The organism is Parabacteroides sp. KHUB-01 (genome assembly GCF_056640935.1).
Genome location: NZ_CM153256.1, coordinates 1,602,456 through 1,617,500, shown reverse-complemented (window position 1 = coordinate 1,617,500; position 15,045 = coordinate 1,602,456). Strand labels below are relative to the sequence as shown.

At 39.0% G+C, this 15,045-nt stretch carries 11 protein-coding genes, 1 pseudogene and 1 riboswitch (1 of these 13 cut by a window edge); of the genes and pseudogenes, 3 read left to right on the top strand and 9 right to left on the bottom strand.

Annotated features, from left to right (window positions below):
- The 4 genes from priA to ACYIAR_RS07245 form a co-directional block, all read right to left on the bottom strand.
- Positions 1–874, bottom strand: partial view of a replication restart helicase PriA gene (gene priA / locus ACYIAR_RS07260; RefSeq protein ID WP_480333087.1) — the 5' end (the start) only. 1,589 nt of this gene lie to the left of the window's left edge; only the first 874 of its 2,463 coding nucleotides appear in the window; it begins with the start codon at positions 872–874; its stop codon lies beyond the left edge, outside the window.
- Between the two features lie 122 nt (positions 875–996).
- Positions 997–1,599 (bottom strand): porin family protein, encoded by a 603-nt coding sequence (locus ACYIAR_RS07255; protein WP_480333085.1) that lies wholly within the window; start codon positions 1,597–1,599, stop codon positions 997–999.
- Between the two features lie 316 nt (positions 1,600–1,915).
- Positions 1,916–2,107, bottom strand: a riboswitch (cobalamin riboswitch).
- A gap of 41 nt (positions 2,108–2,148) precedes the next feature.
- Positions 2,149–3,435, bottom strand: a complete 1,287-nt coding sequence (locus ACYIAR_RS07250) for an O-acetylhomoserine aminocarboxypropyltransferase/cysteine synthase family protein (RefSeq protein ID WP_480333083.1) — start codon at positions 3,433–3,435, stop codon at positions 2,149–2,151.
- Between the two features lie 150 nt (positions 3,436–3,585).
- A complete protein-coding gene (locus ACYIAR_RS07245) occupies positions 3,586–5,106 on the bottom strand; it encodes a DUF4301 family protein (RefSeq protein WP_480333081.1) in 1,521 nt (506 codons plus the stop codon).
- Positions 5,107–5,342: 236 nt separating this feature from the next.
- Between ACYIAR_RS07245 and ACYIAR_RS07240 the strand changes: the two genes are divergently transcribed.
- Positions 5,343–7,556 carry a RelA/SpoT family protein gene (locus ACYIAR_RS07240; protein ID WP_480333079.1) on the top strand — a complete coding sequence of 738 codons (2,214 nt, stop codon included), beginning with the start codon at positions 5,343–5,345 and terminating at the stop codon, positions 7,554–7,556.
- Between the two features lie 355 nt (positions 7,557–7,911).
- Here ACYIAR_RS07240 and ACYIAR_RS07235 read toward each other — a convergent pair whose 3' ends face one another.
- Complete coding sequence (locus ACYIAR_RS07235) at positions 7,912–9,189, bottom strand: carboxypeptidase-like regulatory domain-containing protein (protein ID WP_480333077.1); 1,278 nt, start codon at positions 9,187–9,189, stop codon at positions 7,912–7,914.
- 187 nt (positions 9,190–9,376) lie between these two features.
- A complete protein-coding gene (locus ACYIAR_RS07230; RefSeq protein ID WP_480333075.1) occupies positions 9,377–10,171 on the bottom strand; it encodes an SDR family NAD(P)-dependent oxidoreductase in 795 nt (264 codons plus the stop codon).
- Between the two features lie 140 nt (positions 10,172–10,311).
- On the opposite strand from ACYIAR_RS07230, the gene ACYIAR_RS07225 reads away from it, so the two are divergent.
- Complete coding sequence (locus ACYIAR_RS07225; protein WP_480333073.1) at positions 10,312–10,839, top strand: hypothetical protein; 528 nt, start codon at positions 10,312–10,314, stop codon at positions 10,837–10,839.
- Positions 10,840–10,917: 78 nt separating this feature from the next.
- On the opposite strand, the gene ACYIAR_RS07220 is transcribed toward ACYIAR_RS07225, so the two are convergent.
- The 3 genes from ACYIAR_RS07220 to ACYIAR_RS07210 all read right to left on the bottom strand — a co-directional run bounded on the left by ACYIAR_RS07220 (position 10,918) and on the right by ACYIAR_RS07210 (position 14,779).
- Positions 10,918–13,074, bottom strand: a complete 2,157-nt coding sequence (locus tag ACYIAR_RS07220) for a S46 family peptidase (RefSeq protein WP_480333071.1) — start codon at positions 13,072–13,074, stop codon at positions 10,918–10,920.
- Between the two features lie 83 nt (positions 13,075–13,157).
- On the bottom strand, positions 13,158–13,643 hold the full coding sequence (locus ACYIAR_RS07215; protein WP_480333069.1) for a CYTH domain-containing protein: 486 nt from the start codon (positions 13,641–13,643) through the stop codon (positions 13,158–13,160).
- 89 nt (positions 13,644–13,732) lie between these two features.
- Positions 13,733–14,779: a DUF2027 domain-containing protein gene (locus ACYIAR_RS07210; protein WP_480333067.1), complete on the bottom strand. Its 1,047-nt coding sequence runs from the start codon at positions 14,777–14,779 to the stop codon at positions 13,733–13,735.
- A gap of 91 nt (positions 14,780–14,870) precedes the next feature.
- Between ACYIAR_RS07210 and ACYIAR_RS07205 the strand changes: the two are divergent.
- Positions 14,871–14,987: pseudogene (locus tag ACYIAR_RS07205) on the top strand (helix-turn-helix domain-containing protein); the annotation flags it as partial.
- Positions 14,988–15,045: the final 58 nt, after the last annotated feature.

The window sequence follows — 15,045 nt, the reverse complement described above, 5'->3', positions numbered from 1 at the left end:
CATAAGCCTTTTTCTGAGCTTCACTAAGCGGATTAAGAGGCAGAAGATGATGATATTTAATTGTGAGACGACTTATTTCTTTATCATATATTTCAAGAATACCTCGCTTTACCAATGCATCAAGAACGGCAGAACTGCAATTACTTCTTTCCAGAAGCTCTTTCTTTGATATTTCTTCCTCATTGTTATCAGTCATGCAATGAGAAAGGTCGATATATGCTAGAAGGAGAGTTTCCTGCTTAGGAGCTCTTTTGACAAGTTCAAAAGCTTCCTGCAGTTTTTCTTCAGATTTCCATTCATTGCATAATCTTACGTAAGATTGGGTTTTCGGTGTGAAACCTTGCTTTATCTCTTCGTTTACAACAATTGCCTCCTTTTGCATCAGAGAAGAAATTACTGGTACAACATTCCTCAGTCCGGTTTTCTTTTCTAATTCCGAAACGGTTAATTTCAGCACACCGGAAAGAGCATCAAGAACAGCAATTTCAGCCGGTCTCAGTTGTTCGGTCGCTTGAAAATCTTCATTGAGAGAAACGGCAGTTTCACTTTCCAGTTTGAGGCCCGAAGGAACTGCAGCTTTGTAAACATCACCAAGCTTACAGATATAATATTCGCTAATCCATTGCCAGAACCTCAGTTGTGGGCGGCGCAGCACTGGAGTGAGATCCAGAATTGCATAAATATCTTTCGTTTCATAGTTGGATTCAGGTTTTCTGTCGTGAACAGCCATGACAATAGCAGTATAATATTTCTTCTTACCGAAGTGAACAATTACACGGCACCCGGGTACAACAGATTTTTCCATATCTTCTGGAATATGGTATGTATAACTGTTTTCCAAGGGCAAAGGCAATATTACATCTGCATATTTCATATCATGAACTAAATATTAAAGAGAATAAAATTACAAGGATATAAAAAATGAAGAAGTTAAGAAATCCTTTTACCATATATAGGTGGATTTCCCAACTTCTTCCAAGATTAATTTATGAATTTTTAGAACAGAATTGCAGCGGAGATTGACCATCCACGATTCTTACCGTTCATATTCAGTTTGTCGATACTGTAATTGTCTGTTAATCCTAATCCGTAGTTCAAACCAACCTGAAGATGTTTGATAACTTCAACACCGGCACCAAAATTAAGACCGGCACTAAAAGATTTTGTCTTGAACTGATCGCCAACACTTCCCAAGTTATCAATAAAAGTATCAAAAGAATCACTGTTCCCAAGTTTGAATCCGATGTATGGACCCGCAGTAAGATATACTTTCAATATTGGCAATCCGAATTTCCATTTTAAATTAACAGGAACATCAAGATAGTCTGTACGGAATGTTTCGCCATAAGCTTCCATACCTTTCTGAGAATATAAAACTGCAGCATCAAATCCCAGACCAATTACCGGAGCCATCAATTCAACCATAGGACCGATATGAAATCCGGTCATATTTGATGCATTAAAATTCTCTACTGGATCTGAAAAATGTATTGACGAAATGTTTGCACCACCTTTGACACCAATTCTGAATTGAGCTTGAGCTGGTAAAGTCAATATTGCCAACAGAGCAATTAAAAATAAACTAAACTTCTTTTTCATATTCTTATATTATTAAAGTGAAAATTATGCCGATATGAAATAATACCTATATTTCATTACTGGCATATAAATCAAATACAAATAAATATATTAAAATTGAAATTCCATATAAATAAATTGCTAAAAAAAGAAAAGCACGATTACTGGCGGAGCTCATCCCGCCGGAAACCGTGCTTTTATTCCTAATTATTATGGCAAAATAATTAAAAAATCAAACTTGTTTGTTTCAGACGGATGAGTAAGAAATTTCAGATAAAAACCTTTCTGCAAGAAGTTTAATGGAAGAAGTTTATATCTTCAGGTCTTTCCTCGAAACCTTCTGAAACTGAGCATTGCAGGTCTTCTGACTTACTTCCAGATAAAGCGCCTTCCCGGATATTTACCAGTGGCTAAAGGAATGCTTTTCCGTTTTTATGAAGTTTACAGCAGCGGGACTGTTCAGGATTCTCACCTGATTCCCTTTTAATCTTATCCGGCGACAACCGGATTAAGAACAATGTTCAGTTGCAAATATAATGCTTTTTTGATATTATGAAACTCTATGCCGATTTAAATTTTCTCCAACGATTGTGACAAATCTTTAATAATATCGTCAATATGCTCAGTTCCAATTGACAGACGTACAGTTCCAGGAAAAATTTCCTGTTCCAGTTTTTCCTTGTCCGACAATTGAGAGTGAGTAGTTGTTGATGGATGAATTACAAGAGACTTCACATCAGCAACATTGGCAAGAAGTGAGAATATTTGCAGATTGTCTATGAATGCATGTGCCTCTTTGGTTCCACCTTTCAAATTGATGGTAAAAATAGAACCGCCACCGTTAGGGAAATATCTCTTGTAAAGCTCATGGTCAGGATGCTCCGGCAGAGAAGGATGATTTACCTTTTCCACTTTCGGATGAGATTTCAGAAAATCTACTACCCGTAAAGCATTATATACATGACGTTCAACACGTAGAGAAAGAGTTTCGATACCTTGCAACAGAAGGAAAGCACTTATCGGACTGATAGCAGCACCGGTATCGCGAAGGAGAATAGCTCTTATACGTGTTATATATGCAGCATTCCCCGCAACTTCGCTGAACACCGCACCATGATAGCAAGGATCAGGTTCCGTCAGCTGTGGAAATTTACCAGAAGCTTTCCAGTTGAATTTTCCGGAATCAACTATGATACCACCGAGAGTAGTTCCATGTCCGCCTATAAATTTCGTAGCAGAATGAACAACAATATCAGCTCCATGCTCGATAGGACGCAAAAGGAAAGGTGTAGCGAAAGTGTTGTCAACAATCAGAGGAATATTATGTCTGTGAGCAATATCGGCAACTATACTTATATCAATAATATTGGAATGAGGGTTGCCTAATGTTTCAATGAATATAAACTTTGTATTTTCCTGTATAGCATTCTCGAAATTTTCCAAATTTGAAGGATCAACAAAAGTTGTTGATACTCCATATTGAGGCAAAGTATGTTCCAGAAGATTATAAGTACCACCGTAAATAGTTTTTGCTGCAACAATATGGTCGCCCGAGCGGGTAATATTCTGGAAAGCATAAGTTATAGCAGCAGCTCCGGAAGCAACAGCAAGAGCTGCAATACCACCTTCAAGCGCAGCAATTCTTTTTTCCAGTACATCTTGAGTTGAATTAGTAAGGCGTCCGTATATGTTACCTGCATCAGTCAGATTGAACCTGGCTTCAGCATGTGCCGAATTTCTGAAAACATAGGAAGTTGTCTGATAAATAGGAACAGCTCGTGCATCTGTCGCAGGATCCGGCTGTTCTTGACCAACGTGTAATTGTAAAGTCTCAAAGTGTAGATTGTCTAGCTTCATATTAATATTGTGTACAATTTGTATACAATATTATAGAAAAAAGTTGATTTGTGCAAATTGTGGGCGGTTTTGGTGACAAGCTGATAAATTAACAAGGAGACAGAATACACTTCTTGTCTCCTTGTCAACATATTTCTTTGTATTCTTCAATTACTGATGCTCAGGACGTAACAAATCATTTACAGTCTTAACCGGATTGAATGTACTGATAGGAACTTCAACAAACACAGTATTCCAGTTGCTCATTGCGCCATTCCACAATCCAGGCAATTCCAGAGCCTTCAGCTCACGTCCGTCTTTGCTCTTATGAGAGATAAATCCTGTATTTTTATCTACATAGTCCGGCAAATTATATTTCTCACCTTTATGATTCTTGACAGCACAAACCAAATCAACAGGATTGAAGTGAGTGCCTTTTTCAAACAAAGCTTTCTTCTGAGGATCGTTCATGTCAATCTGAGAACTTTCCAGAACCTGTAAAGAAACAGTACCGTCAGGATTAACAGCTAAGAACGGACCGCCACCAGGTTCGCCAACATTCTTAACCATTCCACAAACACGGATAGGGCGAAGAAGTTTGCTCTTTATATAAAGAATCAATTCTGCATCTTCCAAATCTTTGATGTCCGGCTTGCGGATACAAAGTTCGTTCTGCAAGAAATGAATCATTTCTTCAATCTGGCTGTGTGAATATTTACCTGTTTCGATAAGATTCAGATAACCGAATATCTTTTCCTGAAGAGTTACCAAAACACCTGCCAGTACTTTTTTCCATATAACAGTTGAGCATTTGAAGCTGTCTGGAACAACATTATCGATATTCTTAACGAAAACAACATCAGCATCAACATCATTCAAGTTTTCAATCAAAGCACCGTGACCACCCGGACGGAAAAGAAGATTTCCATTCTTGTCGCGGAAAGGAGTGTTGTCCATAGCTGCGGCAACAGTGTCTGTGCTTGGCTTCTGAACACTGAAAGAAATATCGTATTTTACAGAAAAACGATCTTCGAATATAGGTTTTTTAGACATTACAAGCTGTTCGAAAAGCTTTACATGCTCAGGAGAAACTGTGAAGTGGATATTTACTTCTCCTGCATTGTTCTTAGCATACATTGCACCTTCGGCAAGATGTTCTTCCATAGCAGTACGTTCTCCATCATTATATTTGTGGAACAACAACAAACCTTTAGGAAGAGAACCGTAATTCAAACCTTTGCTTTCAAGGAGATTTGCAACAACAGCTTTATATTCACCCGCAGCAATCAGTGCTGGAATGTCTTTACCTTCGTTTTTCAGGCAAACTTTGTTCAGTGCATTATAGAATGCAAAATTTGTGATTTCGTTGAAGAACTTCTGTTCGAAAGCATTGCTTGGAGTAGAATAATCTGCTGAAAGGAACTCATACAGATTCTTGAACATTCGGCTTGCAGCACCAGATGCAGGAACGAATTTCAAAATCTTTTTGTTCTCAGCAAGATATTTGTCCCAAGCTTCCATATAAGTAGCCTGTTCGTCCTGTGAAATAACTTTAATACCTTTTTCTACAGAAGCGGAAGCTTCGATTTCAAGGAAAGGAAAGCCTTTTGCAAAACATGCCAGCTGTTCTTCCAATGCTTCAGGAGTGATTCCTTTTGAAGCAAGCAGTTCTAAGTCTTTTGCGTTTAACATAGTATAAATATTTTGTGAATTTCATAATCATTCATTCAAGTTCTGTTATTTCATGTCAGATAATCGAAGAAATTTCAGAAAATGCTGTTTGTTTTTCATGAGCTTTTTTATAAGCTGGTTTCACAAATGTATAAAAAACCTTACAAACTACTATGTTTATTGCAAATAAAAAGATAATTTTACGATATGTTTTACGGCTGGTTCGTTTTCTGCGAACCATAAATAAAGGATTGTTTATGGAAAAGGAACCGTTTTTTACCACCGAAGAGAAAAAAGAATTTCTCTCAAAATACAGGCTATTGTTGCGTTCTTTATCTTCTTTCCTGGAGAAAGAGGATATTCCGAAGATGAAAAAGGTGATGGCTCATATCGTAGCTCAGGATTGTTATGGTAGAGACAAAAATGGAATTAACGGTTTGCTTCGTAACATCAACACTGCTCTTATTGCTGCGGTTGAAATCGGGTTGAAGCGCACTTCTGTTATTGCAATTTTGCTTTACCGTCCTGTTTACAAACAGGTAATCACCATTGAAGAAGTGAAAGATATGTTCGGAGAGGACATAACATTGATGATTCAACGTCTTTTGAAAACTTCTGATTTGTATGCCCGTAATACTGCTGTAAATTCTGAAAATTTCCATCATTTGCTGTTTACGTTTGCTGAGGACGTTCGAGTAATCCTGCTTATGATTGCCGACCGTCTGTGCATGATGCGTTTGGGAAAGAAACTTCAGGAAGATGACCGTATCCGTCTTGCAACCGAAGCTGCATATCTTTATGCTCCTTTGGCTCACCGACTGGGGTTATATAAGATAAAGAGCGAACTTGAAGATTTGTCTTTGAAATATACAGACCGTAAGCAGTTTGATTTTATCAAAAAGAAGCTGAATGAAACCAAGCGTTCGCGTGATGCATATATTGCAGAGTTTATTGCTCCTATCAAAAAGAAACTTCAGGAAGCTGGCCTGAAATTCGACATCAAGGGCAGAACAAAGTCCATACATTCTATAAACAATAAGCTGAAAAAGCAGAAAGTCGAATTTGAAGGCATCTATGATTTGTTTGCCATCAGAGTTGTGCTTGACACTCCATTGGAAAAAGAGCGTTCGGAATGCTGGCAAGTCTATTCTATAATAACAGATATGTATCAGCCTAATCCTAACAGAATGAAGGACTGGATTTCCATCCCGAAATCAAATGGTTATGAAAGTCTTCATATCACTGTTATGGGCCCGCAGAACAAATGGGTTGAGGTTCAGATTCGTACCAAAAGAATGGACGAAATTGCCGAGCGTGGTTTGGCTGCACACTGGAGATATAAAGGTGTGAAGGCAGAAAGCGGACTTGATGAGTTTATGAACAATGTGCGTGCTGCGTTGGAAAACAAAAACTCCAGCCCGATGGATTTGATGCAAGATATCAAGATGGACCTTTATAAGGATGAAATCTATGTGTTTACCCCGACTGGCGAGCTTATTAAACTTGCAAAAGGTGCGACCGTCCTTGATTTTGCTTTCAGCATTCATTCTCAGCTTGGTAGTAAATGCGTTTCTGCAAAGGTTAACGGTAAGAATGTGCCGATAAAATATGTGTTGGAGAATGGTGATACGGTTTCTGTGGTAACTTCTCCTTCACAATCTCCAAAACAGGATTGGCTGAATTTTGTAGTAACGTCAAAGGCTCGTGTTCGAATAAAACAGGCTTTGCGTGAAGAAGCTGCCAAAACAGCAAATTTTGCAAAGGAAATGTTGCAGCGCCGTTTCAAGAACCGTAAGATTGAGATGGAGGAAGCTCCTTTGATGCGCTATATTAAACGTAAGGGATATAAAACTGTAACAGACTTCTATATTGCTTTGGGTGAGGAAAAACTTGACCCGAATGTGGTTATTGATGAATATCTGGAGCTGACTCGTCGTGAGTCCGAAAATATGGAACATACGAATATCCGCAGTGCGGAGGAATTCGTTACTACAACTGAAGCTGAGGAAATCTCAACAAACAAGGATGTTCTTGTAATAGACAAAAACCTTACAGGTATTGAATATAAACTGGCAAAATGTTGTAATCCTATTTATGGCGACGAGGTGTTTGGATTTGTATCAACTCAGGGAATCAAAATCCACAGAATGGACTGTCCTAATGCCCAGGAGATGTTCAGCCGTTTCGGTTACCGTATAATCCGTGCAAAATGGAGTGGCAAAGGTGATAATGGATATATTGTTACGCTCAGAGTTGTAGGTCGTGATGATATTGCAATCGTTACAAACATCACATCTGTTATAGGAAAAGAGGCAGGAATAAACTTGCGTTCAATTAATATCAATTCTGTGGACGGTTTGTTCCAAGGAAACTTTACGGTAATGGTTCGCGACACGATAACATTGAATATGCTTATGAAAAAGCTCAAGACCGTCAAAGGGGTGAAAACGGTTGAGAGATTGAATTCTTGATGTGTTAAATTATGTTCTCTGATCACATGATTTCTCTGATAATCAATAATATTGAAGAAATGTGAAACTAGCGAGAATAAAATACATGGAATAGATTGGATTTAAAAACAATCATTGTAAACAAAATACTGCAGTGTTCCTCAAAAAAGGTAGGCATCTTTTTCTGGAAACATTGCAGTGTTTTTTTTGAAAGATGCCTACCTTATCAAATTATCTCTGATGCCTAGTTAATTTATTTTACTATCTAAATTTAATAGAATTTACTTACGGAAGTAATTTCAATTACATACGGAAGAAAATGAAATTTGTTCCGAAAGAAAAACAAATTGCTTTCGGATGAAAATTCTCAGTTTCTCTAAAGCTGTTTTTGCTTCTCTAAGTTCTTAAGATTCAGTTTCCTCAGCTTCTCAACAGCATTCTCAAGTGATTCCGTAGGCTCGATAATATTATAATCACCCCAGAAATCTTCGTCTTCGAAATTATCTACTTCGTCGGACAAAGAATGCGACTTCTTGAAAGAATCCTTATAGGAAATGCCTTCGTTGGCAATACTGTTGTCCGTTGCAACCATTTCCGAAACAATTGTGTAAGTGGTTGAGAAAAGACGGCGTTTCCAGTCGCATTTGAATCTGATAACATTCCGGACATAATTCAGATGCAAGAATCCGTTGTTTTCCTGATATGTCACAAGGAACGGCACTTCAACCGGCTTGAATCTCAGTCCGAACGGTTTTTTATGAAGAATAGCCTGGGTTGCTTTCAGCATATCTTCCATGTCTAGTGAAAACTCAGCACGGCTGAACGACATTTTTTCCTGGTCGATATAAAGAAGACCTTTATACAGAGCAAATGGCAATTCAACTTGTGGACGGAAAGCAACAACGAAGTGCGGTCTTTCATTCAACCATGCTATTTCCTTGATGTCAAATCTGTAGTAAGGCAGGATTTCCGGGTCAAGAAGAAGGTCCGGATTTTTCACTATATCCAGAAAAACAGGTAGGGTTGGTCCGCCAAGCAGTTTCACAGCCAGAGTGTCACTAGTCTTCGGGCTCAGCTGTTTTCTTCCTTTGAGCACCTGCACTCTGTCGCGCAATGTATTGTTATTGGAGTAAGCCGTTTTATATGTATTTATAACAGCTTCCGAAATGTTAATATAACGTCTCCTTTTCTGAGCCGTTTCCCTGTAAAATCCTGTTTGCAATGTGCTGGTCTGGGCATAATTCTTACTCACAAGCTGCAGAGCTTCTTCAACAATGAAGCGTGCATCACCACCTCTGATAATGACCTCACTCAGATTTTTGCTTGCCGGAGTCAGATAAATATCAATATCAGCCATATTTACGGTATCAACCGTAAATGGCATATTCTTGTAGCCGATGTGTGAAAACATGATTTTATTTACATTATCCGTCTTTTTCAATTTCAGCATAAATTCACCGTCATTGTTGGTGATTGTGCCAATTGATGTGCCGGGAACTGTAACGTGGACAAACTCAAGTTTCCTGCGGCTGTCTTTGTCGCGCACGGAACCTTCTATTGTGATATAATCGTTGTTGTTTTCCTGTGAAAAGACAGGTGCGGACAGCAATAATGCAAGAAAAACAACAAATAGAGATGTGGCAGTTGATTTCATAATGCAGATTTTTAGAAGTTAGACAATCAGCTCAAAATATATCATCAGCACCGAATCAACCTTTATAAATAGAAAGTAAAAAAGCAAAACCAAAACTTGTTCAAGCCTTTTTAAAATACCTATCCTATATTACCCAAAAATAAAATAATTAAACGAAAAATCAAAGATATTTTATAAAAAAAGTATGTCAAACTTTGTCCATAATTTTCTTTATTGCAGGAAGATTAAGAATTGGCAGCAACATGATTGATGGAGTTACAGAACATAATAAAACAATTATTTTAGTGAACGTACCAGGAATACATTTATGCCTTTTCCGGAACATACATTTCAGAGCTGTAGATACGGTTTCCTCCGGAGATTGCATAACTCCAAGTTTACGCAAAATATTTCTTTTCTTTTGGGAAAGTTCATATAACGGAGTATCGACAGCTCCGGGATATACTGTTGTGACTCCAACACCATAACGCCTCATTTCGAACCACAGTGAACGGGCGAAACTTTTCAGGAAAGCTTTTGTGGCAGCATAATGTGAAATAGTAGGATAGGGCATCCATGCCGTAGCAGATGAAACTATAAGAATATAACCATGTCGTCGTGTTGTCATATCTTCGGCAAACAGACGTATCAGCTTGAGTGGGGCAAGACAATGAAGTGCTATTATACGTTCAAGATTAGCTGCTGATGTTTTGATTAATGTTGAGAAAAGAAGAATACCTGCATTACTTACCAGCACATCTACTTCCACGTTCCACTTTTTTACTGTGTCGTAAATAAATTCCGGTGCATATACAGAAGTCAAATCTGCATCAATAATCCTTACATCACTTCCGGAAACAGCATTTCTCACCTTATCCGCGGCAATAATATTATCATCATGCCTGTTACTGACAATAATAATACCATATCCTTTTTGGGCAAGTTGCAGTGCATAATGCAATCCCATTCCTGACGATGCTCCTGTTATCAATGCGTATTTCATATCAAGCTTGGAGTAAAAATATTTATCTTAATATGTTGTGATATAAAAATACTTATAATTATTGTATGGTAGGTGATTTTTACAAATAATTTGTGTCTATATAGAAAATGCTTTTTTTATTTTTGTAAAAAAGCAAGCCTATGAAAACTCCAATTACATTGCAGAAACATCCGGTTCTTCTGTTTGTTGCCTTATTAGCCGGTGTGTTGCTTATGACAGGAAGATTTTTTGATTTCTATGAACACATTTTGAGTAAAGGTATAAGTGCCAATAATTATAGCTGGGGATTACTCCTTGGTCAGAGTGTATATTTCGTTCTTCTGGCATGGCTTCTTCTTCAGGTGAATATAAACAGAAGGACACACAAGTTGAAGCAACTTTTCATATCTGTTTTGATAACTGTTTTCTTCAGTGCTGCTGCTTATTTTGCAGTTCCGACTTTTCAGAATGAGGCAAATGTCAGAATCAAGAATGAAATGAAGGTGTATAATAATGAGCAAAGTTTTATAGAATCTGAAGAGCAGGAATCTGGAACAATGGTTGGGGAATATTACAATTTCCATGAATCCAATAAAGTTTGGGTAAGTGAATCAGTTGTTTTGCTTGTAGTAATTTATTCCTTGAGTCAGTTCTTTCTTGTTTCGGTAAGGAAGGAAGAAGTTGAGTAGTTAAGAAGTCAAGAAGTTAAGTAGTTAGATGGTATCTCCTTGACTCCTTAACTCCTTAACTTCTTGACTCCTAATTTATCATTTCTCAATCTCCATCTCCTCCAACAAATATCCAGCCTTTCCATATTTGTCGATGAGGAAGAGAACATATCTGATATCAACAATGATGCTTCGCTGATAGTCTGGAAGATATTCGATATCACCGCCGACACCTTCCCAGTTACGGTCGAAGTTTATACCGATAAGCTCACCGTTAGCATTCATCACCGGACTGCCGGAATTACCTCCGGTTGTGTGAGTCGTAGCACAGAAAGCAACAGGCATGCGTCCGTCAGGCATAGCATACTGGCCAAAATCCTTGTTGTTGTATAACTCCTTAAGTCTGTCGGAAACAACAAACTCCCAATTGTTCGGGTCTTCTTTCTCCATCACTCCGTCCAGAGTGGTCTGATGTCCGTAATAGTCGCAGTCGCGAGGGCTGTATCCTTTCACCTGTCCGTAAGTCAGACGAAGCGAGAAATTGGCATCCGGCCAGTGTGGCTGGTCTTTTTCCATTTCCAGCAAACCCTTCACATAAGTACGGTGTGCAAGATTATATGCAGCATCAAAACCTTTGAGAGCTTCATTTAAAGCTTTGTATTCTTCCTTAACAGATTTGGCAAAAAGCACCATCGGGTCGTTTAGCAGTTTCTTTGCCGAAGGTTTTGAAAGGAATTTCTCATAATTCTCTTCAGAAGCGAAAATAGATTTCTCAAACAAATCATCAACAAAGGCATCGATGTTTCCTTTGTATTCTTTGCCAATTACAGAGAAATATGAAGGCTGGGATTCTGCCGGAACAAGGCGGCAATATTCCTTAAGCATCACCTTTGCGATTTTGCGGTCCACATCAGGAGCATAATCCTTATTGAAGAATTTGTTGAAATCTTTTGTAAGCTGGTCAATCAGCTGTTGTTTGTCTGCCGATTTGTTCTTTAATGCTTCAGCCAATGCATCTACATTTGTCGGAACTGAAGAAAACTCTATGCCTCGCATCAAAGCCTCGCTGAGCATCCACTGGCGGAAACGCAGATCCTTGCGCTCGGAAACAATCCTTTCAATTTCCGAAAGAGCTTCCTTATATTCAGTTACACCTTTGTCCTGTGCCCATGCCAGAAGAGCTTCCTGCTCGTCGTGTTTCACCTTCTCGAAATTACGCTTGTTGATAGCCCAATTCGAACCGATAGAATTTTTGTAAGCATTTTCCGAACCTGCATATTTGCTTGAATACTGGATTCTCACCTGAGGATCTTTCAGCATTTCCTCAAGCATAGCCTTTTGGCGAAGGTCGCGTATATTAATACGTACGGAATTATCAATGTCACGTCGTTCGGCAACTTCCCACGAAGTATAATATTTGTTCGTTCTTCCCGGGAATCCCATAATCATGGCATAGTCATTTTCCTGAACTCCACGGATTGAAATCTTGAACCAGCGTTTCGGTCGCAAAGGCACATTGCTTTCTGAATATTCCGCAGGATTACCATTTTTGTCGGCATAAACACGGAAAACAGAGAAGTCACCCGTATGTCGCGGCCACATCCAGTTGTCAGTGTCAGCGCCGAATTTCCCGATTGAAGAAGGCGGTGCGCCAACCAGGCGAACATCCGAATAAATCTTCTTTGTAAACATATAATATTGGTTTCCGCCATAGAAAGCCTTTATCTCAACTTCAGTTCCCGGATTGTCCTGAAGAAACTTTTCTCCAACTTTAGCCTTGGCAAGACCGTTGAGATATTTCGGGGAAAGATAGTTCATACTGTTCGGGTCGTTGTCCTTCTCCAGCTCTTTCTTCACATACTCTGTTACGTCTTCAATTTTATCAATGAAAGTCACCGTAAGTCCCGGATTAGGAAGTTCTTTATCTCTGGATTCAGCCCAGAAACCATCTGTAAGATAATCGTGTTCCAGTGTGCTGTGCGACTGGATAGCACTATATCCGCAATGATGATTAGTCAGCAGCAATCCGTCCGGCGACACAATCTCACCGGTACAACCGCCACCGAAAATAACTACTGCATCTTTCAATGACGCACCGCTAGGATTATATACATCATAATCCTGAAGCTTCAAGCCGAGCGACTGCATTTCTGCAAAGTTCTGCTGCTTCAGCAATGGCAGCAACCACATACCTTCGTCGGCAAAAACCGGCAGCGAAAGAGCTGCGGCTAGAATGGTTGATAGGAATTTGTTCATGATTGTTGTTGTTTGTTGTTGATAATAAGGAGTTAAAGAGTCAAGTAGTTAAGTAGTAGAGTAGTATCTTCTTGACTTCTTGACTACTTAACTTCTTGACTCCTCCATTTACAATACGGCACCTTCGTCAACATCGAATTATAATACTTTCTGTCACCGGTCACTTCATCGCCAACCCATTCCGGAAGAGAGAAAGGTTCATCTTCCGATTTGAGCTCGATTTCAGCAACAACCAAACCTTCGTTGTCGCCGGCAAAAACATCTATTTCCCAAATATGAGAACCGTGTTTGGCAAGATGTCTCACCTTGTCGATAGCGCCCGGTTCGCATAATTTCAGTAATTCCTCGGCATCAGCAAGAGGAATTTCCTGTTCAAACTCGTAGCGGCTCATCCCCGAAGCATCCGAAGCACCCTTAATCGTAAGATATCCTTTTTCACCACGGATACGCACTCTTACGGTTCTGCCCGGAGTTGAGCAAATATAACCTTGCACAATTCGTTGTGAATTGTAAACTTCCGGCATAAAGTCTCCTTTAACCAGGAATTTTCTTTCGATTTCTTGAGACATAAAAGGTAGTTGACAAGTTGACGAGTTGACAAGTTAACAAGGAATAAGACTTTCCCCTTTGTTCCCTTGTCAACTTGTCCCCTTGTGTCTTATTTAATCGTTACCATCGTTGCCCCATATCCATACTCCCGGAATGAAGCATCCTGATAGTCATGATGTTTATATTTTGTTTTTAGTTCCTTTTCGATAGCTTTGCGTAGAACACCGTCGCCTTTTCCATGAATGAATACAATCTTCTGGCCTTTATTGTTTGCATACTGAGCCATCACTTCGTGGAATTTCTCCATCTGATAATTCAGCATATCAGCATTTGACAGACCATTAGTATTGTCGAGCAATTCGGTGATATGAAGGTCCACTTCAAGGATAGCCGAGTTTCCACCACCTTTTTTCTTGATAATTGGCTGAGGAGTAGTTCGTCTGTCTTCGCGAGCCTTCTGCAGCATAGCTTCCTTAATATCACCGGCAGAAACTAGCATTTCTTTTTCCGGCAAATCATTTCTGACGATAGGATAAATAATAGCACCTTCATCAAAATAATCATTAGCCATGAAGCAGTGCAGTTTGTAGAACTTCACAGTGTCGATACGCAGTTCCACCGAAACAGCATTTTTCAATGAATAAGGTTTATCTTTCTTAAAAGCAATGAGCTGAACGCAAACACGCTCAAGAGAGTTAAGATCTGCCTTTGCAAATTCCTCGAGGAAAATTTTTGTGTTAGGCTCAATCATTCCGTTATATCTGCTTGTCCAGCTGTTATTTTCGCGGCTCATATAGTTGAACAACAGATAATAGTTGCTGTCGTTAACGAAATAAGTTTCATATCCGCAGTTTTGAATTGATTTCGGATCATCCGGCAGGAAAGCAAGGAAAATATTCAGACGTTCGCCTTCCGGAGTTTCCTCCACTTCAACTTCAGGTTCAGCCTTTGGCTCTTCAACCGGAACCTCAATCTTTGGTTTGTTGTTGCTGTGAACCTGCATGTCGCTGTCGCCCACCACTACACATTCACGAATAAAAGCCGGGATTTCAAAACCGTCTTCATCTTCAACTAACACCTGGTCTTTTCCCTGGAATCCTTTTATCACTCCTCCGCCAACTGAGTTAAGAAAGCGGACTTTATCTCCAATTTTCATATTGATTTGTGTTTTTGAGTTTCTAATTGCAAAAATAGCTATTTATGGAATATATGGAAATAGGGATTTATTGTATGAAAAGGTATTTTGAGTAGCACCTTCTCGTCTGAGTGATTACATTTCCGGCAAATGTGAACCTACATTGAAAGTTGCACGTGTTATAAGCCAAAAATTAAATATTGATGCTAATATAGTTTTGGGAGTATAAGATATTTATAACTCCTACAAGTTTCGTAAAGCTCAACTTATAGGAGTTAAAGACGTTA

What these genes read in the sequence shown, in the direction of transcription:
- ACYIAR_RS07255 (WP_480333085.1), bottom strand. Translation starts at nt 1,599, where the DNA reads ATGAAAAAGAAGTTTAGTTTATTTTTAATTGCTCTGTTGGCAATATTG.
- ACYIAR_RS07250 (WP_480333083.1), bottom strand. Translation starts at nt 3,435, where the DNA reads ATGAAGCTAGACAATCTACACTTTGAGACTTTACAATTACACGTTGGT.
- ACYIAR_RS07245 (WP_480333081.1), bottom strand. Translation starts at nt 5,106, where the DNA reads ATGTTAAACGCAAAAGACTTAGAACTGCTTGCTTCAAAAGGAATCACT.
- ACYIAR_RS07240 (WP_480333079.1), top strand. Translation starts at nt 5,343, where the DNA reads ATGGAAAAGGAACCGTTTTTTACCACCGAAGAGAAAAAAGAATTTCTC.
- ACYIAR_RS07235 (WP_480333077.1), bottom strand. Translation starts at nt 9,189, where the DNA reads ATGAAATCAACTGCCACATCTCTATTTGTTGTTTTTCTTGCATTATTG.
- ACYIAR_RS07230 (WP_480333075.1), bottom strand. Translation starts at nt 10,171, where the DNA reads ATGAAATACGCATTGATAACAGGAGCATCGTCAGGAATGGGATTGCAT.
- ACYIAR_RS07225 (WP_480333073.1), top strand. Translation starts at nt 10,312, where the DNA reads ATGAAAACTCCAATTACATTGCAGAAACATCCGGTTCTTCTGTTTGTT.
- ACYIAR_RS07220 (WP_480333071.1), bottom strand. Translation starts at nt 13,074, where the DNA reads ATGAACAAATTCCTATCAACCATTCTAGCCGCAGCTCTTTCGCTGCCG.
- ACYIAR_RS07215 (WP_480333069.1), bottom strand. Translation starts at nt 13,643, where the DNA reads ATGTCTCAAGAAATCGAAAGAAAATTCCTGGTTAAAGGAGACTTTATG.
- ACYIAR_RS07210 (WP_480333067.1), bottom strand. Translation starts at nt 14,779, where the DNA reads ATGAAAATTGGAGATAAAGTCCGCTTTCTTAACTCAGTTGGCGGAGGA.